The organism is Micromonospora sp. CA-244673 (assembly GCF_050948395.1).
Lineage (GTDB): Bacteria > Actinomycetota > Actinomycetes > Mycobacteriales > Micromonosporaceae > Micromonospora.
In genome coordinates this window covers 3,884,145-3,907,986 of record NZ_CP192019.1, presented here as the reverse complement: position 1 = coordinate 3,907,986, position 23,842 = coordinate 3,884,145, and the positions used below count along the sequence as shown (strand labels likewise).

The 23,842-nt window shown below is 75.0% G+C and carries 27 protein-coding genes and 1 pseudogene; 10 read left to right on the top strand and 18 right to left on the bottom strand.

Features of this window, described 5'->3' with window-relative positions; translation table 11 throughout:
* Positions 1–180: 180 nt before the first annotated feature.
* From ACQP12_RS18275 to ACQP12_RS18265, 3 genes are read right to left on the bottom strand one after another with little or no spacing between them, the layout of a single operon-like run.
* Positions 181–1,026 (bottom strand): ABC transporter permease, encoded by an 846-nt coding sequence (locus tag ACQP12_RS18275; RefSeq protein ID WP_433280401.1) that lies wholly within the window; start codon positions 1,024–1,026, stop codon positions 181–183.
* On the bottom strand, positions 1,023–2,033 hold the full coding sequence (locus ACQP12_RS18270) for an ATP-binding cassette domain-containing protein (RefSeq protein WP_433280399.1): 1,011 nt from the start codon (positions 2,031–2,033) through the stop codon (positions 1,023–1,025). Before ACQP12_RS18270 ends, ACQP12_RS18275 begins: the two co-directional genes overlap by 4 nt.
* Entirely contained in the window at positions 2,023–2,313 is a 291-nt protein-coding gene (locus ACQP12_RS18265) for an antibiotic biosynthesis monooxygenase (protein ID WP_433280397.1), read from the bottom strand. The genes ACQP12_RS18270 and ACQP12_RS18265 overlap by 11 nt, the downstream gene beginning before the upstream one ends.
* Positions 2,314–2,373: 60 nt before the next feature.
* Between ACQP12_RS18265 and ACQP12_RS18260 the strand changes: the two genes are divergently transcribed.
* A complete protein-coding gene (locus tag ACQP12_RS18260) occupies positions 2,374–3,006 on the top strand; it encodes a TetR/AcrR family transcriptional regulator (RefSeq protein ID WP_433280395.1) in 633 nt (210 codons plus the stop codon).
* 20 nt (positions 3,007–3,026) lie between these two features.
* Here the strand turns inward: ACQP12_RS18260 and ACQP12_RS18255 are convergent, their stop codons facing one another.
* On the bottom strand, positions 3,027–4,364 hold the full coding sequence (locus ACQP12_RS18255; RefSeq protein WP_433280393.1) for a nicotinate phosphoribosyltransferase: 1,338 nt from the start codon (positions 4,362–4,364) through the stop codon (positions 3,027–3,029).
* Positions 4,365–4,465: 101 nt separating this feature from the next.
* Complete coding sequence (locus ACQP12_RS18250) at positions 4,466–4,987, bottom strand: pyridoxamine 5'-phosphate oxidase family protein (RefSeq protein ID WP_357947161.1); 522 nt, start codon at positions 4,985–4,987, stop codon at positions 4,466–4,468.
* A gap of 78 nt (positions 4,988–5,065) precedes the next feature.
* On the opposite strand from ACQP12_RS18250, the gene ACQP12_RS18245 reads away from it, so the two are divergent.
* Positions 5,066–6,331 carry an MFS transporter gene (locus ACQP12_RS18245; RefSeq protein WP_433280391.1) on the top strand — a complete coding sequence of 422 codons (1,266 nt, stop codon included), beginning with the start codon at positions 5,066–5,068 and terminating at the stop codon, positions 6,329–6,331.
* 14 nt (positions 6,332–6,345) lie between these two features.
* Here ACQP12_RS18245 and ACQP12_RS18240 read toward each other — a convergent pair whose 3' ends face one another.
* Entirely contained in the window at positions 6,346–7,410 is a 1,065-nt protein-coding gene (locus ACQP12_RS18240; RefSeq protein WP_433280389.1) for a Gfo/Idh/MocA family protein, read from the bottom strand.
* Between the two features lie 89 nt (positions 7,411–7,499).
* Between ACQP12_RS18240 and ACQP12_RS18235 the strand changes: the two genes are divergently transcribed.
* Positions 7,500–8,759 (top strand): lycopene cyclase family protein, encoded by a 1,260-nt coding sequence (locus ACQP12_RS18235; protein ID WP_433280388.1) that lies wholly within the window; start codon positions 7,500–7,502, stop codon positions 8,757–8,759.
* Here the strand turns inward: ACQP12_RS18235 and ACQP12_RS18230 are convergent.
* Positions 8,744–9,325, bottom strand: a complete 582-nt coding sequence (locus tag ACQP12_RS18230; RefSeq protein ID WP_433280386.1) for a dihydrofolate reductase family protein — start codon at positions 9,323–9,325, stop codon at positions 8,744–8,746. The two genes, ACQP12_RS18235 and ACQP12_RS18230, sit on opposite strands and share 16 nt — an antisense overlap.
* Positions 9,326–9,404: 79 nt before the next feature.
* Positions 9,405–10,517, bottom strand: coding sequence for a serine hydrolase domain-containing protein (locus ACQP12_RS18225; protein ID WP_433280384.1), 1,113 nt, complete (start codon positions 10,515–10,517; stop codon positions 9,405–9,407).
* 114 nt (positions 10,518–10,631) lie between these two features.
* On the opposite strand from ACQP12_RS18225, the gene rnhA reads away from it, so the two are divergent.
* Positions 10,632–11,108: a ribonuclease HI gene (rnhA, locus tag ACQP12_RS18220; RefSeq protein ID WP_433280382.1), complete on the top strand. Its 477-nt coding sequence runs from the start codon at positions 10,632–10,634 to the stop codon at positions 11,106–11,108.
* 20 nt (positions 11,109–11,128) lie between these two features.
* Here rnhA and ACQP12_RS18215 read toward each other — a convergent pair whose 3' ends face one another.
* The 5 genes from ACQP12_RS18215 to ACQP12_RS18195 all read right to left on the bottom strand — a co-directional run bounded on the left by ACQP12_RS18215 (position 11,129) and on the right by ACQP12_RS18195 (position 14,215).
* The gene (locus tag ACQP12_RS18215; RefSeq protein ID WP_357947191.1) at positions 11,129–11,389 is read right to left on the bottom strand and encodes a hypothetical protein; all 261 of its coding nucleotides are present in this window, start codon (positions 11,387–11,389) and stop codon (positions 11,129–11,131) included.
* Between the two features lie 36 nt (positions 11,390–11,425).
* Positions 11,426–11,662 carry a preprotein translocase YidC gene (locus tag ACQP12_RS18210; protein WP_433280380.1) on the bottom strand — a complete coding sequence of 79 codons (237 nt, stop codon included), beginning with the start codon at positions 11,660–11,662 and terminating at the stop codon, positions 11,426–11,428.
* Positions 11,663–11,771: 109 nt separating this feature from the next.
* On the bottom strand, positions 11,772–12,689 hold the full coding sequence (locus ACQP12_RS18205) for a pentapeptide repeat-containing protein (RefSeq protein WP_433280378.1): 918 nt from the start codon (positions 12,687–12,689) through the stop codon (positions 11,772–11,774).
* A gap of 149 nt (positions 12,690–12,838) precedes the next feature.
* Complete coding sequence (locus tag ACQP12_RS18200) at positions 12,839–13,249, bottom strand: SSI family serine proteinase inhibitor (protein WP_433280376.1); 411 nt, start codon at positions 13,247–13,249, stop codon at positions 12,839–12,841.
* A 159-nt stretch (positions 13,250–13,408) separates the two neighbouring features.
* On the bottom strand, positions 13,409–14,215 hold the full coding sequence (locus tag ACQP12_RS18195; protein ID WP_357947200.1) for an SDR family oxidoreductase: 807 nt from the start codon (positions 14,213–14,215) through the stop codon (positions 13,409–13,411).
* 75 nt (positions 14,216–14,290) lie between these two features.
* Between ACQP12_RS18195 and ACQP12_RS18190 the strand changes: the two genes are divergently transcribed.
* Positions 14,291–15,709 carry an RtcB family protein gene (locus tag ACQP12_RS18190; RefSeq protein WP_433280374.1) on the top strand — a complete coding sequence of 473 codons (1,419 nt, stop codon included), beginning with the start codon at positions 14,291–14,293 and terminating at the stop codon, positions 15,707–15,709.
* Positions 15,710–15,764: 55 nt separating this feature from the next.
* On the opposite strand, the gene ACQP12_RS18185 is transcribed toward ACQP12_RS18190, so the two are convergent.
* The gene (locus ACQP12_RS18185) at positions 15,765–16,190 is read right to left on the bottom strand and encodes an archease (protein ID WP_433280372.1); all 426 of its coding nucleotides are present in this window, start codon (positions 16,188–16,190) and stop codon (positions 15,765–15,767) included.
* Positions 16,191–16,259: 69 nt separating this feature from the next.
* Here ACQP12_RS18185 and ACQP12_RS18180 point away from each other — a divergent pair, with 69 nt between their 5' ends.
* Positions 16,260–16,652: a hypothetical protein gene (locus ACQP12_RS18180; RefSeq protein WP_433280371.1), complete on the top strand. Its 393-nt coding sequence runs from the start codon at positions 16,260–16,262 to the stop codon at positions 16,650–16,652.
* A 27-nt stretch (positions 16,653–16,679) separates the two neighbouring features.
* On the opposite strand, the gene ACQP12_RS18175 is transcribed toward ACQP12_RS18180, so the two are convergent.
* Positions 16,680–17,108 (bottom strand): phenylalanine--tRNA ligase beta subunit-related protein, encoded by a 429-nt coding sequence (locus ACQP12_RS18175; RefSeq protein ID WP_433289322.1) that lies wholly within the window; start codon positions 17,106–17,108, stop codon positions 16,680–16,682.
* 310 nt (positions 17,109–17,418) lie between these two features.
* Positions 17,419–18,033 carry a LysE family translocator gene (locus ACQP12_RS18170; protein WP_433280369.1) on the bottom strand — a complete coding sequence of 205 codons (615 nt, stop codon included), beginning with the start codon at positions 18,031–18,033 and terminating at the stop codon, positions 17,419–17,421.
* 29 nt (positions 18,034–18,062) lie between these two features.
* Between ACQP12_RS18170 and ACQP12_RS18165 the strand changes: the two are divergent.
* Positions 18,063–19,537 (top strand): annotated as a pseudogene (locus ACQP12_RS18165) (PLP-dependent aminotransferase family protein).
* Between the two features lie 70 nt (positions 19,538–19,607).
* On the opposite strand, the gene ACQP12_RS18160 reads toward ACQP12_RS18165, so the two are convergent.
* Positions 19,608–20,588 carry a helix-turn-helix transcriptional regulator gene (locus ACQP12_RS18160; protein WP_433280367.1) on the bottom strand — a complete coding sequence of 327 codons (981 nt, stop codon included), beginning with the start codon at positions 20,586–20,588 and terminating at the stop codon, positions 19,608–19,610.
* 44 nt (positions 20,589–20,632) lie between these two features.
* Here ACQP12_RS18160 and ACQP12_RS18155 point away from each other — a divergent pair, with 44 nt between their 5' ends.
* On the top strand, positions 20,633–21,109 hold the full coding sequence (locus ACQP12_RS18155; RefSeq protein ID WP_433280365.1) for a hypothetical protein: 477 nt from the start codon (positions 20,633–20,635) through the stop codon (positions 21,107–21,109).
* Complete coding sequence (locus tag ACQP12_RS18150) at positions 21,109–21,564, top strand: hypothetical protein (protein ID WP_357947227.1); 456 nt, start codon at positions 21,109–21,111, stop codon at positions 21,562–21,564. Before ACQP12_RS18155 ends, ACQP12_RS18150 begins: the two co-directional genes overlap by 1 nt.
* On the opposite strand, the gene ACQP12_RS18145 is transcribed toward ACQP12_RS18150, so the two are convergent.
* On the bottom strand, positions 21,548–22,219 hold the full coding sequence (locus tag ACQP12_RS18145) for a TetR/AcrR family transcriptional regulator (RefSeq protein WP_433280363.1): 672 nt from the start codon (positions 22,217–22,219) through the stop codon (positions 21,548–21,550). The two genes, ACQP12_RS18150 and ACQP12_RS18145, sit on opposite strands and share 17 nt — an antisense overlap.
* 114 nt (positions 22,220–22,333) lie before the next feature.
* Between ACQP12_RS18145 and ACQP12_RS18140 the strand changes: the two genes are divergently transcribed.
* Complete coding sequence (locus ACQP12_RS18140; RefSeq protein WP_433280361.1) at positions 22,334–23,830, top strand: flavin-containing monooxygenase; 1,497 nt, start codon at positions 22,334–22,336, stop codon at positions 23,828–23,830.
* Positions 23,831–23,842 lie beyond the last annotated feature (12 nt).

Below are 23,842 nucleotides of genomic sequence, written 5' to 3'. Positions count from 1 at the left end.
CCTCCTGATCGCCACAGGCAACCGTTGGGCTGCCTGTGGCGATCATAGGCAGCCTCCGAGCTGCCTGTCCAGCGACCGCCGCCGCGATGGGGAGGGCAGCCTCCTAGGATGCCTTAGGGGGTGTGTGGCCTCGCATCGATCGAGGTCGCCGGCGCCGGCCGCCTCGAATGTCGAGTGACATCAGGTCCGGGTGCGGTACAGGCGCATGGTCAGCGGCCCGAAGACCGCCACGAGCAGGCCGGAGGCGATGAGGACCCCGCTGACCTGACCCGCCTGTGCCGTGCCGTGCATGAGGCCGCGTACCGCGTCCACGAGCAGGCTGACCGGATTGACCTCGACGAACGCCCGCAGCCAGCCGGGCATGGTCCGCGGGTCGACGAAGACGTTGCTGGCGAAGGTGAGGGGGAACTGGACGAGGAAGCTCACCGCGCTGATGGCGCTCGGTGTGCGCAGGATGAGCCCGAGCGTCGCCCAGACCCAGGACAGGCCGAAGGCGAACGCGAGGACGAGGGCGATCGCCAGCAGCACCCCGGTGACGCCGCCGTCGGGCCGGAAACCCATGGCCAGTCCCAGGCCGACGACCAGTCCCGCGGCGAGCAGGTTGCGGGCGGCGTCGCTGATCAGGCCGCCCACGATCAGAGCCGGACGCCAGACCGGCATCGACCGGAAACGGTCGATGACGCCACTGGTGATGTCGGTCTTCAGGTTCACACCCGCGTACACGGTGATGAGCAGCACGGCGAAGACCATGGTGCCGGGAAGGAGGAACTGGAGGTACGCGCGGGCCGAGCCGACCACGGCTCCGCCGAACAGATAGGTGAACATGACCGTGAACAGGACCGGGATCATGATCGCGTCCGCGAGCTGTTCCGGAACGTGCTTGATCTTCAGTAGGGCCCGGTGGGCGAACGTCACCGACGCGGACAGGGCGCTCGCCCGCGGCGGCCGTGGGCGGGTCGACAGGGCGTCGCGCAGGGCCGGGTCGATCCAGCCCGGCGCATGATGGGTGGTCGATTCCGTGGTCATGGTGCCTGCTCCCGGTGAGCGTCGGTGGCGGCCCGCGCGGGTCGCCCGGTGAGGGCGAGGAAGACCTCGTCGAGGCTGGGGTGGCCGAGTGCGAACGTGGTGACGTCGATGCCGGCGCGGGCCAGGCCGGCGAAGGCGAGCGAGGCGCGGCCGGGGTCGTCGACCCGCGCGGAGAGCGTGTCGCCGTCGGATCCGGTCTGGACGGTGGTGCCGAGGGCTTCGGCGAGAAGCCGTCCGGCATCGAGCCGGCGTGCCGGGTCGGAGACGCGGACCTGGACGGTTCCCGCCCCCACCGAGGCCTTGAGCTGGGCGGGTGTGCCCTCGGCGATGATCCGGCCGTGGTCGATGACGGCCAGCCGGTCGGCGAGCTGGTCGGCCTCGTCGAGGTACTGCGTGGTGAGCAGCACCGTGGTGCCCTCGCCGGTGAGGGCCCGAATGGTGTCCCACACCTGGTTACGGCTGCGCGGATCCAGGCCCGTGGTCGGTTCGTCGAGGAACAGCAGGTCCGGGGTGACGATGACGCTCGCGGCGATGTCGAGCCGCCGTCGCATGCCTCCCGAGTACGTCTTGACGGTTCGGCCGCCCGCCTCGGCGAGGCCGAAGGCGTCCAGCAGCTCGTCGGCGCGGCCCGCGGCCCGGGTCCGGTCGAAGCCGAGCAGCCGGGCGAGGATCACGAGAGTCTCGGATCCCGTCAGCTCCTCGTCGATCGAGGCGAACTGACCGGTCAGGCTGATCCGTTCGCGTACGCGGTCGGCCTCCCGGACGACGTCGTGGCCGAGCACCCGTGCGGCACCGCCGTCCGGTGGCAGCAGGGTGGCCAGTATCCGGATCGTCGTGGTCTTGCCGGCACCGTTCGGGCCGAGGAAGCCGAACACGCCGCCGGTGGGCACGACGAGGTCGACGCCGTCGACGGCGCGGGCGGTGCCGAAGGTCTTGACCAGGCCGGTGACCTCGATCGCGGGTTCGGTCCCTACGCCGACCGCCGGCGGGGACAGGTCACCCCTCATCGACGATCTCCATCTGCTCGACGGTGACGTCCCGGGCCAGCGAGAACGCGGCGGTCGACTCGGGCCGGGCCGGCGCGATCTCGCGGGCCGCTCGGAGCCCTTCCGCGGACTCCCACCGCCAGATCCCGATCCAGGTCTCGTCGTCGAGCTTGCCGAGCCGCGCCTCGGCCAGTCCGGGCGCCGCCGACCTGATGGCGGAGACCAGGGCGGCGTGCCTGAGGCGCAACTCCGCCGCGTCGGCGGGATCGATTCTGAACCGGGTCAACGTGACAACGGACATCTCTGGAACCTTTCGCTAGAAGCGCTCACTAGTAACGACTTCTAGAGGTACGCTATAGCGGTGACCGAAGTCAAGCGAGTGAACAAGCGGACCCAGAAGGCCGCGGAGACCCGTCGGGGCATCCTCGACGCCGCCCGTGACCTGTTCGTCGACCAGGGCTACGGCGCGACGAACATGCAGGAGGTCGCCGCGCGTGCGGGTGTGGCCGTGCAGACGCTCTACTTCGTCTTCGGCAACAAGAGGTCGCTGCTGAAGGAACTCGTCGACGTGACCATCGCGGGCGACGACGAGCCGGTCGCCACCATGAGCCGACCCTGGTTTCGTGAGGCCCTGGCGGCGGCGACCGCCCACGACCAGCTGAGGGCGCACGTCCGGGGCACCCGACAGGTCCTCGAGCGGGTCGCGGAGATCACGAAGATGGTCGCCACGGCCGCCGCGACCGATGCCGAGGTCGCGCAGCTCTGGCCACACGGCGAGGACCCCAGGTTCCAGGTGCACTCCGCGGCCGCGGAAGCCCTGGTCGCCAAGCCGGGAGCACGTGCGGGAGTCTCGGCCGGGACCGTCGCCGATCTCCTGTACGCCCTCCTGAGCACCGAGCTGTTCCTGCTGTTCGTGCGCGACCGCGGCTGGTCACCCGAGCGGTGGGAACAGTGGACCTACGACACCCTGCGTCCCCAGGTCTGCTCCACCTAGACGGTCAACGCGATGGGCCGTCAGCCCTGGCCGCGCCCGAGCCGCGCGGCCACCCGCTCGTGCAGCGCTGCCAGCGCCGGGCTGACCGTCGCGGTCGGCGGCGCCGGATCGGTCAGCCGGCGGGCCGGCTCCGGTAGCCAGGCGAGATCGGCGTCGAAGCGGCCACGGGCGGCGCGAACCGCGTCGGCGGGGTCGGCGGGGTCAAGTCGGCGTCCACCGCACATGACCGGCACCAGCAGCGGCTCCCGGCCCCCCGCTGGTGGCTCGTCGCGCAACCCCACCACGTCCCCCGCCGCGCCGGTCGGATCACGGAAGACCTGCTTGGCGGCGGGCAGCGTGGCTTTGCCCGGGGACAGCTTCAGCACCGGCCGGTCGCCGTAGGCGACCAGCTTGTAGGCGCTGTCCAGCGACGGCGCGTCGTACGAGACGCCCATCTTCGTGCCCACGCCGTATCCGTCGATCGGTGCGCCCTGCGCCACGAGCCCCGCGATGACGTCCTCGTCGAGGCTGCCGCTCGCGATGATCTTGGCCTGCCGCAGCCCGGCGTCGTCCAGGATCGCCCGAGCCTGCCGGGCCAGCGCCCCGAGGTCGCCGGAGTCGAGCCGTACGCCGAGCGGGCCGCGCAACCCGAGCTCGGTGACGATGTCGACGGCGGCCCGGACTCCCGCCGGCGTGTCGTAGGTGTCGACCAGGAAGATCGGGTTCGTGGGGAAGTCGGCGGCGAACGCACGGAACGCCGCCCGCTCGTCGGGAAACGCCTCCACGTACGCGTGCGCCATGGTCCCGGACGGGGCGATCCCGTACCGCATGGCGGCCTCGACGTCGCTGGTCGCGGCGAAGCCGGCGATGGCCGACGCCCGTGCCACCCCCGCGCCGGCCTCGATGCCGTGGGTACGGCGGAACGCGAAGTCGATCAGCTGCGCGCCGCCGGCGGCGAGCCGGCAGCGGGCCGCCTTGGTGGCCACCGTGGTGTGGAACGTGATCAGGTTCAGCACGCCCGTCTCCACCAGCTGCGCCTCCGCGATCGGCGCGGTGACCTCCAGCAGCGGCTCGTCGGCGAAGACCACGCGACCCTCCGGCACGGCCCACACGTCTCCGGTGAACCGCAGCCCGGCCAGCGCCGTCAGGTCCGGCCCGTCGAACCCGACGACGTCGCGCAGGTAGCCCAGCTCGGCGTCGTCGAAGGCGAAGCCCTCCAGGAACGCCAGCGCCTCGGCCAGCCCGGCGGCGACCAGGAAGCCGCGCCGGGGCGGCAGCCGGCGGACGAAGAGGCTGAACGTGGCGTGCTCCGTCATGTCCCGGCGCAGGTAGCTGGCCGCCATCCGCAGCTCGTACAAGTCGGTACGCAGTCCCGTCATGCCACCTCCTCCACCACGCCACCACTGTGATCCATCCGGTTGCGAGGCGTACGGGGAATGGCAGATCCGCCACGGGTGGTGCCCGGCCGGCGTCCAGCGGCTCAGCGGGGGTCGGCGGCCCGCCAGAACTGGCGGGGCGCGTACCCCTCGCGGCGCAGCCAGTGTTCGGTGTAGACGATCCGCTCGGCCGGCACCACGACCAGCGGCCCGGCCGGCGGCTCGTCCAGCGACCGGGACCGCTCCACGTGGTCGGACTGCCACCGGTACGCCGGCCAGTGCCGGTCGAAGTCCGGCTCGCCGGGGTGCAGCACCCGGGCCCGCCCGAAGACCTGCGCGCCGCGGCTGCTGGCCTGGCCGACCAGGGGCGCGAAGACGCCGATCGAGACGCGGGGGTCGGCGGCGAGGTTGCGCATCTTCGGTGAGTCGGCGACCGCCGTGAACATCAGGGTGAAGTCCAGGTGGAAGTAGCGCACCGGGGTGGCGAGCGGGCCGTTCGGGCCGGTGGTGGCCAGCACGCACATGTTCTGCGTGGAGAGCAGCTGGAGGATGCGCTCCTCCAGGCGGTCGCGGTCGAGGCGGGCGGTGGGGGAGGGGCCGGCGAGCCAGGGGTTCGTGACGGGCATGGTTGATCTTCTCATCCGCGGTGCGACGTGGGAAAACCGCTCGGGGCGACGCCCCGGGGGCTGGTAGGTTCCCTCGCCGTGACGGGGATCGCGGGGGATCGGCTGGACGGGCGGTTCGCCCGGCTCTGGACGGCCAGCACCATGTCGGCGCTGGGCAGCGGGATGGCCACGGTGGCCGCCCCGCTCTACGTGGCCTCGCAGACCGACGATCCGATGACCGTGTCGGCCGGCGCGGCGGTGGCCTGGCTGCCGTGGCTGCTGTTCGCGCTGCCCGGCGGGGTGCTGGTGGACCGGGTGGACCGGCGGCGGCTCATGGTGGTCATCGACTGGGTGCGCGTCGCCGTGCTGGCCGTGCTGGCCGCCGCGCTGGTCACCGACCGGGCCGGGGTGCCGCTGCTCTACGCGGTGCTGTTCGTGGTCAACACCGGTGAGGTGGTGTTCCGCACCGCCGCCCAGGCGGTCGTGCCGGCCGTGGTGCCCCGGTCCCGCCTGGAACGGGCGAACGGCTGGCTGGGCGGGGGCACCCAGATCATGCAGAACATGGTGGCCGGGCCGCTCGGTGGTTTCCTCTTCGTGGTGGCCGCGGCCATCCCGTTCGCCGTGAACGCCGGCACGTACGCGCTCAGCGCCGTCCTCGTCGGCCTGCTCGCCGGGTCGTACCGGAGCTCGCCGGGGGCGGGCGGGCGCCGCTCGGTGCGCGCGGAGGTGGCGGAGGGGTTCCGCTGGCTGCTGTCCCAGCGGCTGCTGCGCACCATGACGCTGCTCATCGGGCTGCTCAACGTGACCCTGACCGCCGCCCTCGCGGTGCTGGTGCTGCTCGCCACCGACCGGCTCGGCCTCGGCTCGGTCGGCTACGGCGCGCTGTTCACCTGCATGGCCGTGGGCGGGCTGCTCGGGTCGGCGGTCGGCGACCGGCTGATCGCCGCCATCACCGCGACCTGGACGGTCCGGGTGGGCCTGCTGATCGAGGCGGGCCTGCACCTGGCGCTGGCCGCCTCGCGCAGCGCCGCGGTGGTCGGGGTGGCGCTGTTCGCCTTCGGGGTGCACAGCGCGTTGTGGAACATCGTCGCCAACTCGCTGCGCCAGCGGCTCACCCCGCCCGCGCTGATGGGCCGGGTGGGCAGCACCACCCTGTTCATCGCGGCGGGCGGCAACTGCGTCGGCGCGCTGCTCGGCGGGGTGGTCGCCGACCGGTTCGGGATCACCGCGCCCTACTGGGTGGGGCTCGCCGTGGCCGTCGCGGTGATCGCCATGACCTGGCGGGTGTTCGATCGGGCCACGGTGGCCGCCGCGTACGCCGACCCGGCCCCGGAGGGCCGGGACACCCCGGCCGCCGTCGCCTGAGCGGGCAGGCCGGCTCAGGGCAGCGGCGGCACCGGGAGGGTGACGCCCTGCGCCGCGGCCTGGTGCGCCAGCTCGATCAGCTCGACGACCCCGACCGAGTCCGCCGGGTCCACCGGCAGCGGCGCGCCGTCCCGCAGCGCCGCCGCCAACTGCGCGTAGAAGTCCTGGTAGCGCCCGGCCTCGGTGGGCACCGCCCGCAGGTCGCCGTCGGCGCCGAGCCGGCCGTACGCCTCGGGGTCGACCTCGCCCCAGCCCGGCGTGCCGGGACGGCCGCCGTCGCGCAGCGCGGCCTCCTGCGAGTCCAGTCCGTAGGTGGTGTAGGCGGCGCGGTCGCCGAGCACCCGGAAGCGTGGGCCGAGCTGGGCGGTCAGCGCGCTCATCCACAGGTGGGAGTGGACGCCGTTGGTGTGGGTGAGCGCGACGAACGCGTCGTCGTCCACCTCGGCGCCCGGCCGGCGCCGGTCCACCTCGGCGTAGACCCGCTGCACCGGGCCGAACAGTTGCACCGCCTGGTCGACCAGGTGGGCGCCGAGGTCGAACAGGGCGCCGCCGGCCTCGCCGGGCGCGGCGCTCTCCCGCCAGCCGGGCTTGATCGCCGGTCGCCACCGCTCGAACCGGGACTCGAAGCGGGTCACCCGGCCCAGTTCGCCGGCCTCGACCAGCCGGCGCACGGTCAGGAAGTCGCCGTCCCAGCGGCGGTTCTGGAACACGGTCAGCGGCACCCCGGCGGCGGCCGCCTCCGCGACCAGCGCCCGCCCCTCGGCGGCGGTCGGCGCGAGCGGCTTGTCCACCACCACCGGCAGCCCGGCCGCCACGGCGGCCCGGGCCATCGACACGTGCTGCCGATTCGGCGTCGCCACCACGACGAGGTCGACCGTGTCGCCCTGCCAGAGCTGGTCGGCGCCGTCGAGCACCCGGGCGTCCGGGTGTTCGGCGTGGACCTGCGCGCGGCGCTCCGGGTCCCGGGTCACCACCGCGTCCAGCCGTAGGCCGGGCGTGGCGGCGACCAGCGGGGCGTGGAACACCCGCCCGGCGATCCCGTACCCCAGCAACCCCACCCGCAGCGGCGCCTGCGCCATGCCGTCCCCCGTCCTACGATGATCCCCTACGAATCTACGCGCCGCGCGCGGCCGGGGACGGCGGGTCCCGGGGGGCGGCCCACCAGGGCGTGTGGCAGCGTGGGCGGGTGCACCCAACCCCGGTCGAGGTCGACGTCGCGCTGGTGGGCGGCGGTGGCGCCGCCTCCCTGGTGCTGGCCGCGCTGGACCGGCACGACCTGACCGGCCTGCGGGTCGCCGTGGTCGATCCGGTGCGCAAGCGCGGCCAGGACCGGACCTGGGCGTTCTGGGGCGCTCCGGGCGGCGACCTCGACCCGCTGCTGAGCGCGAGCTGGTCGCGGGTCGACGTGGTCACGCCGGCGGGCCGCCGCGTCCTGCCGCTCACCCCGCTGAGGTACGCCATGCTGCGCTCCGCCCCGGTCTACGACCGGGCTGCCGCGGCCGAGCGGCGGCTGGGCGCCGTGCGGATCGGCGCGCCGGCCGGGGTGCTGGCCGACGACGGTCACCGGGTGACGGTCCACGATCCGGAGGGGCGGCCGCTGGTCCGGGCCGCCTGGGTGCTCGACTCACGGCCCCGCCCGCCGGCCCGGCCCGGGCGGACGAGCTGGTTGCAGCACTTCCGCGGCTGGTGGCTGGCGGCCGACCGGCCCACCTTCGACCCGGACCGGGCCGTGCTCATGGACTTCCGCACGCCGCAGCCGGCCCGGGGCGTCTCCTTCGGCTACGTGCTGCCGGTCGACGACCGGTACGCCCTGGTCGAGTACACCGAGTTCGGCCCCGCCGTGCTCACCGACGCCGGCTACGACGCGGCGCTGCGCGGGTACGCCGGCCTGCTCGGCCTGGACCTGTCCGGGCTGCGGGTGCGGGAGGTGGAGAACGGCGTGATCCCGATGACCGACGGCCCCTTCGTGCCCCGCCCCTCGCCGCGGGTGGTCCGGCTCGGCACGGCGGGTGGGGCCACCCGCCCGTCCACCGGGTTCACGTTCTCGGCGATGCTCCGGCAGGCCGAGCAGGTGGCCGGGGCCCTGGCGGCGGGCCGGCCGCCGGTGCCGGCGCCCGCCTATCCGGGGCGGCACCGGTGGATGGACGCGGTGGCGCTGCGCGCCCTGGACCGGGGGCACGTCGGCGGAGTGGCGTTCTTCGAGCGGCTCTTCGACCGCAACCCGCCGGAGCGGGTGCTGCGTTTCCTCGACGGGGTCACCTCACCGGCGGAGGACCTGGCGGTGATGCGGTCCAGCCCGCTGCTGCCGATGACCGGCGCGGTGCTCGGCGACGCGGCTGGCCGGCTGCGCGCCGGGCTGCGCCGCGGGCCGGCCCCCGCCCCCGTGCCGGAGGCCGGCTCCCGCGCCGCCGGTCAGGCCGGTTCGTAGCGGGCGATCACCACCCCCGTGGTGGTGGTGACGCTGTCGGTCAGCCGCAGCGCGCCCGGCTCGTCGCCGGGGTCGAACAGCCGCCGCCCCCCGCCCAGCACCACCGGATGGACCAGCAGCACGTACGCGTCGACCAGCCCGTGCCGGCGCAGCGACCGGACCAGCGCGCCGCTGCCGAGCACCGCGATGTCCGGCCCGGGCTGCGCCTTCAGCTCCCGGACCGCCTCGATCACGTCGCCCTTCAGCAGGTGCGAGTTCACCCAGGGCAGCGGCTCGTCGAGGGTGGTGGAGGCGACGTACTTGGGCAGGGCGTCGAGCACGGGGGTGAACGGGTTGCCGGTCTGCCGGGGCCAGTAGCCGGCGAAGTCGGCCCAGGTGCGGCGGCCCAGCAGCAGCGCCCCGGTCGAGGCCATGCCCTCGCCCATCTTCCGCCCCAGGACCGGGTCGTTGTGGGGAACCGCCCAGCCGCCCCGGGTGAAGCCGTCCCGGGTGTCCTCGTCGGGACGTCCGGGGGCCTGCATCACCCCGTCCAGGCTGACGTTCTCGGTGACGATGATCTTCCGCATGCCGCTCCCTCGGGCTGGGCCGGCCCGGTGCCGGCCCGTCACCCCTCACACGAACGGCGACCGCCGATGTCGACAGCGGTCAGCGGCCGAGTTCCGCGCCGACCCGGTCGCGGACCAGGACCCGCAGCCGCTCCATCGGGTCGCCGTCGCCGGCGCCGAGCCGGTTGCGCACCGCCGCCACGGTCAAGCCCAGCTCCGGGTACGCGAACGCCAGGCTCCCGCCGCTGCCGGCCGTGCCGAACGACCCGTCGGCGTCGACCGCGTAGCCGAGGCCGAACGTCGCCTCCTGCCCGAACACCCACTCCTCGGCGCGGACCGCCACGGCGGAGACCTCCCGGAGCCGGTCCGGCGAGATGAGCCGCACCCCGTCGACCGGGCCGAGCAGCGCCGCGTACATCCGGGCGACCGCGCGGGCGGACATGGTGCCGACCGCCGGCACGTCGGCGCGCAGCACGTCGGGGCGGCTGCCGGTCGTGGCGTCCGGGCGGACGTGCGGCGGGGCCACCGCGTCGAAGTTCGGCAGGTTCGCGCCCGCCCAGGTCATGAGGGCGGCCAGGCCGGCGTCCTCCAGCCGGGCCAGCCGGGGCAGGTCGGTCTCCGGCACGCCGAGGAACAGCTCGCCGGTCACGCCGAGCGGCCCGGCCACGTCCTCGGCCAGCACCTGCGACACCGGCTTGCCGGTGACCCGCCGGACCACCTCGCCGACGAGCCAGCCCCACGTCCAGGCGTGGTACGCCAGCCGCTCGCCGGGCGCCCACCGGGGCTCGGCGTCGGCGAGCAGCCCGCACATCCGGTCCCAGTCGGTGAAGTCCGCCGGGGTGATGTCGGCGGGCAGGGCCGGCAGGCCGGCGGTGTGGGTGAGGGCGTGCCGCAGCGTGATGTCGTCCTTGCCGTGGCGGGCGAACTCCGGCCACACCTCGGCGATGCGCAGGTCGTAGTCGAGGCGGCCCCGCTCGGCGAGCACGTGCACGACGGTGGCGGTGAGCCCCTTGCCGGTGGAGACGGCGTGCACCGGGGTGTCGGCGGTCAGTGGCCGGCCCGTGGTGCTGTCGGCGAGCCCGGCCTGCTCCTCGACGATCGGCGCGCCGGCCACGTACGCGGCCACCTGCACCCCGGTCTCCCGCCCGGAGGTGACCAGCTCGTCGACTGCCTCGCGCACCTCGGCCCGCAGGCCGTCCCAGCGTCCGTCCATGATCAGCGACCCTGCCAGACCGTCGCGGGTGTCGTGCGGTTTTCCGCCGCCGGCCGGCAGCCGGGCGGCGGGTCGGGTGGTCCCGCGCCGGGGCGTACCGGGTAGGTTGCCGGCATGGCGGAGGCGGCGACCGGTGGGGTCGTGGAGATCTGGACCGACGGGGCGTGCAGCGGCAACCCGGGCCCCGGCGGTTGGGGCGTGCTGCTGCGGTGGGGCGGGCACGAGCGCGAGCTGTGCGGCGGAGAGGCCACCCCGACCACCAACAACCGGATGGAGCTGACCGCCGCGATCCAGGCGCTGGAGAGCCTCACCCGCCCGGTCACCGTGCGGCTGCACACCGACAGCACGTACGTGCGTAACGGCATCACCGGCTGGCTCGCGTCCTGGAAGCGCAACGGCTGGCTGACCGCGGCGAAGCAGCCGGTGAAGAACGCCGACCTGTGGCAGCGGCTGGAGGCGGCCTGCGCCCGGCACGACGTGACCTGGCTCTGGGTGAAGGGCCACAACGGGCATCCGGAGAACGAGCGGGCCGACGCGCTGGCCAACCGGGGGATGGCCGAGGCGCGCGCCGCGGTGTCCAGCCGAGCCTGACACCGCGCCGCGGCGTCCTCTCACCGCTCGGGGCGGCCCTCCTCGATCTCCTCCGGCTCGTTCGCCGGGTCGGTGGTGCCGGAGACCTCGGCCACGTCGTAGCCGGCCCGGCTGACCTCCCGGGCCGACCGGCGGTCCTCGGCCGGCAGGTCGGCGAAGTCGTCACCGGTGTCGTCGGTGGTGTGCAGGGATTCGCCCGGCGGTCGCAGCGACGCCTCGTACGCGGTCGCGCCGTCGGGCTCGTCGGTGCTGGCGCGGCCGAAGGACTCTTCACTCGTCATGTGGCACTCCTGCCCGCCCCGGCCGGGGGCAAACGCTCAGCGGGCCGCGTCCGGGTGGGTCGGCATCGAGGAGCCGCCGGAGCTGCTGCCCGACGCCCCGCCGGCCACGCCGGAACCGTCGTCCTCGGTCACTTCGTCCGGTTTCGGCGCGCCCGGCTCGGGTGCCGGCACGTCGGTGTCCGCCTCCACCTGGATCAGCCGGGCCTGGCCGGCCTCGTCCTCGGCGTGCGCCGGGTCGACCGGCTGCCTGCTCTGCCGTGTCTCGTATTTCACTGGCCGTGTCTCGGGCTTCACCGGTCCGCCTCCCGTCCGTCGCGCGGTGACGCCGCCTACCCGGCGCGCTCGCGGCGAAACCCCGGCCGTCTGAGGGTGGGTGGTGTGGTCAGCGGCGGCGTCGGCCAGCGGACCGTCCGCCCGTCGGCCGTCCGGACGACGACCGGATGCCGCCGGGCGAGCCGGCCGGCGTGACCGTCAGCGACCAGTGCGCCGGGCGGCGCAGGCCGCGCGGCAGGACCGTGCGGTGGTCGCCGCGGGCCGCGTCGAGCTGGGACTGGTGCACGAACAGGCAGTCGCCGAGGTCGGCGCCGCGCAGGTCCGCGCCGCGCAGGTCCGCCCCGGTCAGGTCAGCGGCGCCGAGGTCCGCGCCGCGCAGGTCCGCGCCGATGAGGCAGGCCCCGCGCAGGTTCGCGCCGGCCAGCCCCGCCCGCCGCAGGTCCACCCCGATCAGCACGGCGCCCCGCCGGTCCACCCCGGCCCGGCCGGCCCGGGCCTGCTCGCCGGCCCGGGACAGCAGCCGGTTGACCCGCTCCCGCTGGGCGTCCACGTCGACGGCGAGCAGCTCCTCCGGGGCGCCGTCGGTGAGCCGTCCCGTCTCGGCGAGGGCGGCGGCCAGCTCGTCGCGCAGCGGCCCGGCCGGGGTCAGCGCCAGGGCCTCGGTCAGATACCAGAGCAGCTCGTGCAACGGCCGCATCACCGCGAAGGTCTCGAACATCCGCCGCGCGGTCGCCGGGTCCTCCCGCCAGTCCCGGCCGTCGAAGGTGCCCTGGGTGACGTGCTGCCCGGCGCCGAAGCAGTCGAAGACGGTGCAGCCGGGGAAGCCGCGCTGCCGCAGGTCCCGGTGGATGCCGCAGCGGGAGTCGGCGCCCAGGTTCGGGCAGGGCCGCCCGGCGGGCTTGTCGATCGCGAAGTCGGCGGAGGCGGCGAAGGCGGGCGCGACGCAGCAGATCCCGACGCAGCGCGCGCAGTCGGCGCGCAGCTCGCGGGCGCCGCCCGCCACCTGCCGGTCCACCGCCTCGGACACGCCGCCCGGCCTCCCGCCCGTCACCGTCGGGCACGCCCCTCGCACCCGCCGCCATTCTCCGCCCGGGTCCGTTGGGGCCGGCCGGCGGGGCACGGCGGTGTGACGGACCGGGACGCGGCGCCCGCGCGCGGCGGGCGCCGGCCTCCGGCTCAGAAGTCGAACAGCACGTCGGTGCCGCGGAGCAGGTGGCACCGGTTGTCGAAGGTCCGGGTGTACGCGACGGGCCGGTCCTGCCAGAAGCCCACGGCGCGGGCGGTGACCGGGGCGTACTCCCGGGTGCAGGGGCCGGGCTGCACCTCGAGCGCGTCGAGGTGGCCGTCGACCCGGGCGACGAGCCGGCACGCGGTCGCCGGGTCGGGGTGCAGCCCGCCTGCGGGGCCGCAGACCAGCACGGTGGCGCGGACGTCGTCGCCGCCGGCGTCGACGGTGAGCAGCAGCGCTGACGGGGTCTCGGGGCCGGGGCGGGGCGCCGCGCCGGCCGCCGTGGGGGCGGCGGTCGCGGCGAGGACGCCGAGCGCGGCGGCCAGGGCCAGCGTGGCGGTACGTCGGGCGAAGGGCATGTGTCGTCCTTCCGTCGGGGCCCCGGGGTGGGGGCCGGGCGTCGGCCCGGCCGTCGTGCGACCGGACCGACGAGAACCCTAAGTGGACGGTGTGAACGCACAGCGTCACGAAGTGTTACACCGTTTCGCCCCGGCCGCCGGCGGCTGTGACACGTACCCTCACACCGACCGCCATCCGTCGTCCGGCAGCGACGACGCCTGGGGACCCATCATCAGCATCCCGCCGTCCACCGGCCAGGACGCCCCCGTCACGTACGCGGCCGCCGGCGAGGCGAGCAACGCCACCACGGCCGCCACCTCCCGGGCGTCCCCGGGCCGCCCCACCGGCACGCCCGGTCGCTCCTGGGTGAACGGGTCGACGTCCTCCTGCCCGGTCATCGGGGTGGCGATCTCGCCGGGGGCGACCGCGTTGACGGTGATCCCGTCCGCCGCCAGTTCCTGCGCCATCACCTTGGTGAGCAGCCCCAGCCCGCCCTTCGCCGCGCAGTACGCCGACGAGCCGACCCGCGGGGCGTGCTCGTGCACGCTCGTGATGCTGATGATCCGGCCGCCCCGCCCGGCCGACCGCATCCGCCGGGCGGCGCGTTGGGAGCAGAGGAAGGGCCCGTCCAGGTCCACGGCGAGCACCTCCCGCCACTGCTCCCACGCCACGTCGACGAACGGCGTGGCCAGACCGGTGCCGGCGTTGTTGACCAGCACGCCGAGGCCGCCCAGCCGGTCGGCGAGCTCGTCGACGACCGCGGCCCCCTCGGGCAGCCGGGTCAGGTCCATCTCGGCCACCTCGCAGCGGCGGCCGGTGGCGCGCACCTCGGCGGCGGTGCGTTCGGCGCCGTCCGGATCGCCGTACCAGGTGATGCCGATGTCGAAGCCGGCCTCGGCGAGCGCCACGGCGCACGCCTTGCCGATGCCGGAGTCCGCGCCGGTGACGACGGCGATCCTGTCGTATTCCTCGTATCGCTGGGGCATGCTGGCGCACTACCCGGATCCGGCGGCCCGAACCGGGCGGGGTGTAACGGGTCCCGGCCGGGGTAGGCGGGCCGGATGGACCTGGTCGAGGAGTCGCCGTACCGGTTCCGGATCGACCGGCACGAGCCGATGCGGGTGCCGGGCGTGGTCTTCGCCTCCCGCGCCCTGCTCCCGGACGCCGGGGCCGACAAGTCGCTGGAGCAGGTGGCGAACGTGGCCACCCTGCCGGGCATCGTCGGCGCCTCCTACGCCATGCCGGACGTGCACTGGGGCTACGGCTTCCCGATCGGCGGGGTCGCCGCCACCGCCGTCGATGACGGGGGAGTGGTGTCGCCCGGCGGGGTCGGCTTCGACATCTCCTGCGGGGTGCGGCTGCTCACCGCCGACCTGGACCGGGCCGCGCTGCGCCCACGGCTGGACGCTGTGATGGACGGCCTGAGCGAGTCCACCCCGCGCGGCATGGGCAAGGGCGCCGTGTGGCACCTGACCGACCGGGCCGAGCTCGACGCGGTGCTCCGCGGCGGCTCCCGGTACGCCGTCGAGCGCGGCTTCGGCGTCCAGCGGGATCTGGACCGCTGCGAGGACCACGGCGCGGTGGACGACGCGAACCCGGCCCAGGTGAGCGAGCGGGCGGTGGAGCGCGGCGCCCGCCAGGTGGGCAGCCTCGGCTCCGGCAACCACTTCCTCGAGGTGCAGGCGGTGGAGGAGGTCTACGACGAGGCCGTGGCGGGGGCCTTCGGGCTGCGCGCCGGCCAGGTCTGCGTCATGATCCACTGCGGTTCGCGGGGGCTGGGCCACCAGATCTGCACGGACTACGTCCGGGAGATGGAGAAGGTGATGCCCCGGCACGGCATCCAGGTTCCCGACCGGCAGCTGGCCTGCGCGCCGGTCGCGTCCCACGAGGGCCGGGCCTACCTGGGGGCGATGGCCGCCGCGGCCAACTACGCCCGGGCCAACCGGCAGCTGCTCGCCCACGCCGCCCGGCAGGTCTTCGCCCGGATCACCGGCTGCGACCTCGACCTGGTGTACGACATCTCGCACAACCTCGCGAAGATCGAGACGCACGAGGTGGACGGGTCGGCGCGCCCGCTCTGCGTGCACCGCAAGGGCGCCACCCGGGCCCTTCCGCCGGGGCACCCCGAGCTGCCCGACGACCTGCGCCCGGTCGGGCAGCCGGTCCTCATCCCGGGCTCGATGGGCACCGGCTCGTACGTGCTCACCGGCGTGGCCGGCTCCCCGGCGTGGGCGTCCACCTGCCACGGCGCGGGCCGGGTGCAGAGCCGCAAGCAGGCCACCAGGGCGGTCGCCGGACACGACCCGCGCCGGGAGCTGGAGGCGCAGGACATCGCGGTGCGGGGCGCCAGCCGGCGCGGGCTGGCCGAGGAGATGCCGGCCGCGTACAAGGACGTCACCGCCGTGGTGGCGGCGGCCGAGGGGGCCGGCCTGTGCCGGAAAGTGGCCCGGCTCGTGCCGCTCGGCGTGGTGAAGGGCTGAGCCCGCCCGGTGGTGAAGGGCTGTGCCCGCCCGGGTCGTGAAGGGCTGAGCCGGCTCACACGTCCAGCGTCACGGCGCAGCGCCAGCCGGCGGGCTCCGCGGCGAAGCGCAGCTCGTGCAGGGAGACCGCCTTCGGGACCGCGCCGATCAGCTCGACCGAGTCGGTGCCGGTGGTCCGCCAGCGCACCGCCAGGCCGCCGTCGGCCGCCCGCACCTCGGTCTCCAGCGGCAGCGCACCCTCGGTCTCCAGCCGGAAGATCACCTCGTCCAGGACGCCGACCAGCAGGTCCGCGTCGGCGCCCGGCGGCACCCGGAACCCGGTCTCCCCGTCGGCGACCGCCGCCGTGGTGTCCACGAAGGTGTCCACCAGCGCGCTGACCGCCTCGGCCACGCACCCCTCGCGGTCCGGCGCCCACGCCTCGATGCGGACGTCGGCGGTGTGCGGGACGTTCCGGTGCCCGCGGGCCGGTCGTCGCTCCATGCCCCGATCATGCCGCCGCCGGTCGGGCGTCCCACCGGATTTGTCGCAGCCGGTCGCTAGGGTGCCGGCATGATCGCCGATGACTCCGACGCCGTCACCGTCACCTTCCTGCGCATGATGCGGGCCGAGCTGCGGGCCGAGCGCGTCGGCGAGGACAGCCTCGGCCGCACGGTCGATCTCGCCCGGCGCTGGTGGGGCGCCGGCGACGTGGCCGATGCCCGGCTCGCCGCCGCGCTGCGCGAGCTGCACGACGAGCCGGTCGACACCGACGACCCCCGCCAGGTGGCCGACGAGGTGACCGCGCTCGCCGCCGACTCCGGCCTGCTGACCTCGCCCGACCCGCGGGGGGCCGCGATCGCCCGGTTCGCCGCGAACGCCCGCCGCCTGCGCACCGGCGACATCACCCCGGCCGAGTTCGAGGAGCTCATGCGCACCGACGACCCGGACCACCCCACGGCCTGACCCGCCGCCGCGCGCACCGGCTCGCGGCTATCGGCTGCCGGTGGCGGCCGCGCCGGTTCGCCCGGACACCACGAAGTCGGGCGCCCCGGCGGTGAGCACCGCCGTCCGGTGCCGCACCCCCCACTCCTCGGCCAGCGCGGCGGCCAGCTCCGCGAGCATCCGGTGCACGACGGCGGGCCCGTCGTCGTGCATCGCCTCGACCACCACGAGCACCTCCGTGGTCTCCGCGCGCACTGCCGACGCCCCGCTCTGCCGGTGCGTCCAGCGCCGGGAGTGGGCCCGGCCGGCCGCGTCGGCGAAGATCAGCTCACCCGGCTCGGGGTGCTCCTCGTCCCCGCCGAGGGTCAGGTAGGTCTCCTCGCCGGTGGCCGGGCGCACGCTCAGGTCCCCGGCGATCCGCGCGAGGTCCAGCACGGCCACCGGCACGGCATACCCGAGGGAGAGGGCGTTGCCCAGGTCGACCAGTGGGTGCAGTCGGGGCAGCGCCCCGTCGCGACGGAAACCGGCGCAGCAGCGACTCCGCGGCGCAGCGGTAGCGGGTGGGCGGCGAACCCATCCGGGCGAAGGCCCGCCGCCAGGCCTGGATCTCGGGGAAGCCGCCCTCCGCTCCGGCGGCCAGGCGGGCGCGGGCGGTGTCGGCGTACCGGGCGAGGCGCGCGGTGACGTCGACGCCGGGGGTGATGCCGGTGGCGTGCAGGACGCCGCAGGTCAGCTCGGGGAAGGTCGACCAGACGTGCGGGGAGTGCCGGAAGCGCACGGGAGACTCCTAACGGGCGGTGAGGGCCAGGCCGAGGCCCAGGGCGAGGAAGCTGCCGGCGAAGCCGTGCCGCAGCAGCGCGGTCAGCCGGGGCCGGGCCAGCACCCGGCGGCGCAGCGCGCCGGCCAGCAGCGCGTATCCGGCGAAGACCACCATGGTGGCCAGCATGAACACCGCGCCGCAGGCCAGCATCCGGGCCGGCGCGTCCGGCGCGTCCGGCGGGACGAACTGCGGCAGGAACGCCACGAAGAAGACGGTGACCTTGGGGTTGAGCAGGTTCATGAGCACCCCGTCGCGGAACAGCCGGCCAGCCGGGCGCGGCGGGTGGTCCCCGTCAACCGGCAGCAGCGGGCCGCGGTCGCGCAGCGCCGCCCAGGCCATCCAGAGCAGGTACGCCACCCCCAGCCAGGTGACCACCCGGAACGCCGGGGTGCCGGCGCGGAGCAGGGCGGCCAGCCCGGTCACCGCGGCGACCAGGTGCGGGACGAGGCTGACGGTGGAGCCGGCGGCGGCCACCAGACCGGCCCGGCGGCCGGCGGACAGGCCGGTGGCGAGGGTGTAGACGACCCCGGTGCCCGGGGTGATCACCACGACGAGCGTGGTCAGCAGGAAAGCGAGGCTCATGCGGTCCAGCCTGCGACCATAATGGTCTGATGGACAGGGCCAAACCATCGGCAACGGAGGGGTCCATAACGGCCGGTGCCGACTTCCTCCAGCTCGACGTCGGCGAGGCCCCACCGGGTGGGCGGGCCGACTGGCTGGCCGCCCGGCTGCGGGCCGCCATCGCCGACGGCCGGGTGCCCGTGGGCGCCCGCCTGCCGGCCAGCCGGGTGCTCGCCGCCGAGCTGGGTGTGTCCCGGGGCGTGGTGACCGAGGCGTACCAGCGGCTGACCGAGGACGGGCACGTGATCGGGCGGGGCCGGGCCGGCACCGTCGTGGTGGCCACCCCGGCCACCGTGGTCACCCGCGCGCCGGTGCCGCGTCGCCCGCCGGAGGTGTTCGCCGCGCGGCCGGACACCGCCGTCTTCGACGCGTTGCGCACCGCCCCGGCGGAGCTGGACCTGACGCCCGGCGTACCCGATCTGGCGGCCTTTCCCCGCGCGGCCTGGCTGCGCGCGGAACGGGCGGTGCTGCACCGCCTGGCGCCCGCCGCCTTCGGGTACGGCGACCCGACCGGCACCCCGCGCTGCGGCTCGCGGTCGCCACCTGGCTGGCCCGCAACCGTGGCATCCGGGTCGACCCGGCCGAGGTGGTGGTCGTGGCGGGGGTGTCCCAGGCGCTCGGCCTGCTCGCCCAGGTGCTGCACGCCGACGGCGTGCACACGGTCGCCGTGGAGGACCCGGGCTCGCTGGGCGTCCGCCAGCACCTGAACAACTGGCGGCTGGACACCCCGCCGGTCCCGGTCGACGCCCAGGGCCTGCGGGTCGACCGGCTGGAGGAGAGCGGCGCCCCGGCCGTGCTGCTCACCCCGGCGCACCAGTTCCCGACCGGGGTGGTGCTCGACGGCGACCGGCGCCGCCGGCTGCTGCGCTGGGCACGGCGCGGCGGCCTGGTGATCGAGGACGACTACGACGCCGAGCACCGCTACGACCGCCCGCCCGTGCCGGCGCTGCGCGGGATGCTGCCGGACCGGGTCTGCTACACCGGCAGCGTCTCCAAGCTGCTCGCCCCGGCGCTGCGGATCGGCTGGGTGCTGGTGCCGCCCCGGCTGCACGCCGACCTCGTGGCGGCCAAGCGGATGGCGGACCTCGGCAACGCCGCTCTGCCGCAACTGGTGCTGGCCGAGCTCATGGACTCCGGCGCGCTGGAACGCCACCTGCGGTTGCTGCGCCGCCGGCACGTCCGCCGCCGGGACGCGATGATCCGGGCGGTCCGCGCGCACCTGCCCGGCGCGGTGGTGCACGGCGCCGCAGCCGGCCTGCACCTGCTGGTGACCCTGCCCGGCGAGGTCGACGACACGGCCCTGGCCGCGGCGGCGCTGCGCCGGGGCGTCAAGGTCCAACCCCTGTCCTGGCACGCCCAGCGCCCGCAACCCCCCGGCCTGGTCCTCGGCTACGCCGCCAACCCGCCGTCGGACATCGACCGCGCCCTCGCCACCCTGGCCACCACCCTCCACGACCTGCCCTGAGCCCCGGCCTCGTTGATCAAGAGGTTCGCGTCACCGGGGCGATCGATCCCGACGCGAACCTCTTGATCGACTACGGCGTGGGGGGATGGTAGAGGGCGGCGAGGGCGGCGGCCGTCGCCGCCAGGCGGTCGCGGAGGGCGGCGGGGGAGAGGACCTCCACCTCGGCGCCGAGCCGCAGCAGGTCGCCGTGGGCGTGGGTGAGCGACTCGATGGGTACGGCGGCCCGCACCCAACCCGCCGCGTCGGGCGGGCCGGCGCTGGCGTCCACCGCCCCGACCACCGCGTCGCTGGCGACCTCGCGCAGCCGCTCCCGGCCGGCGGGCGAGAGCCGGATGACCGCCTCGTCCCGGTGCAGCCCGGCCCGGAAGGCGACCACGTGCGCCCGCCACCAGGCCGGCAGGTCGAACTCCGGGCGGTCGAACGGCTCGTCCAGCGGGACCAGGTCGAGGATCTGGTTGACCCGGTAGGTCGCCGGCTCGGCGCGGTCCGGCCGGCCCGCCACCACGTACCAGCGGCCGCCCTTGAGCACCAGCCCGTACGGTTCGAGGACCCGGCTCACCTCGCCGTTCCAACTCCGGTAGCGGACCCGGATCCGGTGCTCCCGCCACACCGCCTCGGCCGCCGCGGCCAGGTAGGGCGACGGGTCGCCGTCGGAGTACCAGCCGGGGGTGTCCAGGTGGAACCGTTGCTCGAGGCGGGCGGCCCGGTCGGCGAGCGGCGGCGGCAGCGCGGCGCGCAGCTTGAGCTGCAGGGTGGCGACCACCGACTCGTAGCCCAGCTCGGCGGCCGGGCCGGGCAAGCCGGCGAAGAGCAGCCGGTCTGCCTCCTCGGCGGTGAGCCCGGTCAGCCGGGTCCGCCAGCCGTCGACGAGCCGGTAGCCGCCGGCGTGCCCGGCCTCGCCGTAGAGCGGGATGCCGGCGGCGTGCAGCGACTCGACGTCCCGGTAGACGGTGCGGACCGAGACCTCCAGCCGGCTCGCCAGCTCGGCGGCGGTGAGCCGGCCGTGGGCCTGGAGCAGCAGCAGGATGGACAGGAGGCGACTGGCCCTCATTCCACTGACACTAGCTGTCAGGGGAGGGGTCCTACCGTCCCGGCATGGCATTTCGGAACAAGGAACTGACCGTGCCGGGGACCGTCGAGGTCGCCGGCCGGCACGTCAAGCGCTACCACATCGACCAGCCGGACCGCCGCCTCGAACCGGAGGTGGTCGAGGCCGCGTACGCGTACCTGCCGAAGCTGCTGCCCGGCCCGGACGGCGGCACGCCACCGGCGACGTGGGTGGTGCTGCACCGGGGCGCGGACACCGGCGCGTACCTGCTGGCGTACAGCTGGTTCTTCGACAACGTGGTGGAGTGCCGGATCGCGATCGCCGGCCAGCCCGCGCTGGACTGCCCGGACGACGATCCGGCGCACTTCGTCCCGCTGGACCGGCCCGGCATCGGCTGTGTCTGGGAGCTGGGCGTGCTGGAGCACGAGCGGACCGCCTGGGTGCGGCACGTGCTCGCCCCCGACCGGCCGGACCTGGCCGGCTACCTGGCCGACACCCGGGCCGAGGGAAAGGTGGGTTTCTGATGGGCGACTTCGACTTCTTCGTCGGCACCTGGGACGTGGTCAACCGGCGGCTGACCAAGCGGCACGTGGGCAGCGACGAGTGGGACGAGTTCCCCGGCACCTCGGTGGCGCGCACGTTCTTCGACGGCGCCGGCAGCTTCGACGAGATCCGCTTCCCGACCCGCGGTTTCTCCGGCTCGACGGTCCGCATCCGCGACGCGGAGACCGGGCTGTGGTCGATCTACTGGATGAACAGCAGGCGCGGCGTGCTCGAACAGCCGCCCATGGTCGGCCGGTTCGTCGACGGCGTGGGCACCTTCCACGCCGACGACACCGACGAGGGACGGCCGGTCCGCTGCCGGTTCATCTGGTCGCGGATCACGCCCACCTCCTGCCGTTGGGAGCAGGCGTTCTCCACCGACGGCGAGCAGACCTGGGAGACCAACTGGATCATGGACTTCACCCGGACGGGCTGACCGGCGGCGTGGTGGTCCGGTAGATCGCGGTCAGCCAGACGTCGAGCAGCACGTCGACCACGTCCCGCTCGGCCACCGCCGGCCCGTCGCCGGCGAAGGTCGCGTACCAGACCCGCTCGTTCATGGAGTTCAGCGCGATGGCGAGGTCCCGGGCGGGCAGCCCGTCCGGGGCCGCGCCGCGCGCGCGTTCCCCCTCGATGGCCGCCTCGACGGCGCGTACCCAGCGTTCCAGGACCTCGGCCCAGAGCCGGCGCACCTCGGCGTTGGTGCCGCGGACCTGGGCGCAGGCCAGCACCACGTCGCGGTGGCCGCCGAAGGTGGCGTGGAAGCGGGCGATCAGCTCCCGCCAGCGGGCCCGCGGGTCCTCGGCGAGCCGGACCAGCGCGTCACCCGCGGCCGCGTTCGCCTCCTCGGTCACCCGGTCGAGCAGGGTGAGCAGCACCGCGTCCTTGGAGGGGAAGTAGAAGTAGAAGGTGGGCCGGGAGATGCCGGCGCCCCGCGCCAGGTCGTCGATGGAGATGTCGCCGAAGGGTCGCTCCCGCAGCAGCCGCTCGGCGGTGGCGAGGATGGCCACCTCGCGGTCGTCGCCGGTGGAGCGGCCGGGTCGCCGCCCGCGCGTCGGCGGGGCGCCGGTCGGCGTACGGGCGGGTGTCATGTCGGCCGATGTTACACCCGCTCGACACTGTGTCGATTCCACTCGACAGGGTGTTGACTGGTGTCGACGGGGGTGGATAGTGTCCGGTCCACTGCCGGCCGAACGGGAGATGTCATGGCCTCCGACCACGTCGACGTCCTCATCGTCGGCGCCGGGCTCTCCGGCGTCGGCGCCGCCGTCCACCTGCAACGCCAGTGCCCCGGCAAGACCTACGCCGTGCTGGAGGCCCGGGGCGCCGTCGGCGGCACCTGGGACCTGTTCCGCTACCCGGGCATCCGCTCCGACTCCGACATGTTCACCCTCGGCTACTCGTTCAAGCCGTGGACCAACCCCAAGGCGATCGCCGACGGCGACGCCATCCGGTCCTACGTCCGGGAGACCGCCCGGGAATACGGCGTGCAGCAGCACATCCGCTTCCACCACCGGGCGCTGCGTGCCGAGTGGGACAGCGCCACGGCCCGCTGGACGGTGCACGCCCACCGCGACGACACCGGCGAGGACGTGGTCCTGACCTGCGGGTTCCTGTTCACCAACTCCGGCTACTACCGCTACGACGAGGGCTACACGCCCGAGTTCCCCGGCGTCGAGCGGTACGCCGGCCGGCTCGTGCACCCGCAGCACTGGCCCGAGGACCTGGACTACGCCGGCAAGCGCGTCGTGGTGATCGGCAGCGGCGCCACGGCGGTCACCCTGGTCCCGGCCATGGCCGAGCGGGCCGGCCACGTCACCATGCTCCAGCGCTCACCCACGTACGTCATCTCGCTGCCCTCGCGCGACCCGGTCGCCGACGCGGCGCGGCGCTGGCTCCCGGCGAAGGCCGCGTACGCGGTGACGCGCTGGAAGAACGTCGCCCTCGGCGTGGCCAACTTCCAGCTCAGCCGGCGCGCCCCGGGCCTGGTGAAGAGGTTCCTCCGCCGGGCCGCCCGGGGCAAGCTCCCGGTCGGCTACGACCTCGACCGGCACTTCTCGCCCCGCTACAACCCCTGGGACCAGCGGCTCTGCGTGGTGCCCGACGGGGACCTGTTCGCCGCGCTCCGCGCCGGGACGGCCTCGGTGGTCACCGACACCATCGACACCTTCACCGAGCGGGGCATCCGGCTCGCCTCCGGCGAGGAACTGCCCGCGGACGTCGTGGTCACCGCCACCGGCCTCAACCTGCTCGCCCTCGGCGGGATGACCCTGGTGGTGGACGGCGCCGAGGTCGACCTCGCCTCGACCGTCGCCTACAAGGGCATGATGCTCTCCGGCGTGCCGAACTTCGCCATGACCATCGGCTACACCAACGCCTCCTGGACGCTGAAGGCCGACCTGGTCGCCACGTACGTCTGCCGGCTGCTGCGCCACCTCGACGACACCGGCCAGCAGATCGTCACGCCGCTCGCGCCAGACTCCGACGACCTCGTGCCGATCATCGACCTGCAGTCCGGCTACGTGCTGCGCGCCGTCGACCAGCTGCCCAAGCAGGGCCCTGAGGCGCCCTGGCGGCTGCACCAGAACTACCCCCGCGACGTGCTGCTGATGCGCCACGGCCGGCTCACCGACGCCGGCGTGCGCTTCTCCCGCGCGGGCACGCCCGCCACCCTCGCCGACCGGCCCGCGCCCGTCGCCTGAGCACCGAGGAGC

Bases quoted from the DNA above. Each gene is read 5' to 3' on its own strand.
- ACQP12_RS18275 (WP_433280401.1), bottom strand. From the start codon at position 1,026: ATGACCACGGAATCGACCACCCATCATGCGCCGGGCTGGATCGACCCG.
- ACQP12_RS18270 (WP_433280399.1), bottom strand. From the start codon at position 2,033: ATGAGGGGTGACCTGTCCCCGCCGGCGGTCGGCGTAGGGACCGAACCC.
- ACQP12_RS18265 (WP_433280397.1), bottom strand. From the start codon at position 2,313: ATGTCCGTTGTCACGTTGACCCGGTTCAGAATCGATCCCGCCGACGCG.
- ACQP12_RS18255 (WP_433280393.1), bottom strand. From the start codon at position 4,364: ATGACGGGACTGCGTACCGACTTGTACGAGCTGCGGATGGCGGCCAGC.
- ACQP12_RS18250 (WP_357947161.1), bottom strand. From the start codon at position 4,987: ATGCCCGTCACGAACCCCTGGCTCGCCGGCCCCTCCCCCACCGCCCGC.
- ACQP12_RS18240 (WP_433280389.1), bottom strand. From the start codon at position 7,410: ATGGCGCAGGCGCCGCTGCGGGTGGGGTTGCTGGGGTACGGGATCGCC.
- ACQP12_RS18230 (WP_433280386.1), bottom strand. From the start codon at position 9,325: ATGCGGAAGATCATCGTCACCGAGAACGTCAGCCTGGACGGGGTGATG.
- ACQP12_RS18225 (WP_433280384.1), bottom strand. From the start codon at position 10,517: ATGGACGGACGCTGGGACGGCCTGCGGGCCGAGGTGCGCGAGGCAGTC.
- rnhA (WP_433280382.1), top strand. From the start codon at position 10,632: ATGGCGGAGGCGGCGACCGGTGGGGTCGTGGAGATCTGGACCGACGGG.
- ACQP12_RS18215 (WP_357947191.1), bottom strand. From the start codon at position 11,389: ATGACGAGTGAAGAGTCCTTCGGCCGCGCCAGCACCGACGAGCCCGAC.
- ACQP12_RS18200 (WP_433280376.1), bottom strand. From the start codon at position 13,249: ATGCCCTTCGCCCGACGTACCGCCACGCTGGCCCTGGCCGCCGCGCTC.
- ACQP12_RS18195 (WP_357947200.1), bottom strand. From the start codon at position 14,215: ATGCCCCAGCGATACGAGGAATACGACAGGATCGCCGTCGTCACCGGC.
- ACQP12_RS18190 (WP_433280374.1), top strand. From the start codon at position 14,291: ATGGACCTGGTCGAGGAGTCGCCGTACCGGTTCCGGATCGACCGGCAC.
- ACQP12_RS18185 (WP_433280372.1), bottom strand. From the start codon at position 16,190: ATGGAGCGACGACCGGCCCGCGGGCACCGGAACGTCCCGCACACCGCC.
- ACQP12_RS18180 (WP_433280371.1), top strand. From the start codon at position 16,260: ATGATCGCCGATGACTCCGACGCCGTCACCGTCACCTTCCTGCGCATG.
- ACQP12_RS18170 (WP_433280369.1), bottom strand. From the start codon at position 18,033: ATGAGCCTCGCTTTCCTGCTGACCACGCTCGTCGTGGTGATCACCCCG.
- ACQP12_RS18160 (WP_433280367.1), bottom strand. From the start codon at position 20,588: ATGAGGGCCAGTCGCCTCCTGTCCATCCTGCTGCTGCTCCAGGCCCAC.
- ACQP12_RS18155 (WP_433280365.1), top strand. From the start codon at position 20,633: ATGGCATTTCGGAACAAGGAACTGACCGTGCCGGGGACCGTCGAGGTC.
- ACQP12_RS18150 (WP_357947227.1), top strand. From the start codon at position 21,109: ATGGGCGACTTCGACTTCTTCGTCGGCACCTGGGACGTGGTCAACCGG.
- ACQP12_RS18145 (WP_433280363.1), bottom strand. From the start codon at position 22,219: ATGACACCCGCCCGTACGCCGACCGGCGCCCCGCCGACGCGCGGGCGG.
- ACQP12_RS18140 (WP_433280361.1), top strand. From the start codon at position 22,334: ATGGCCTCCGACCACGTCGACGTCCTCATCGTCGGCGCCGGGCTCTCC.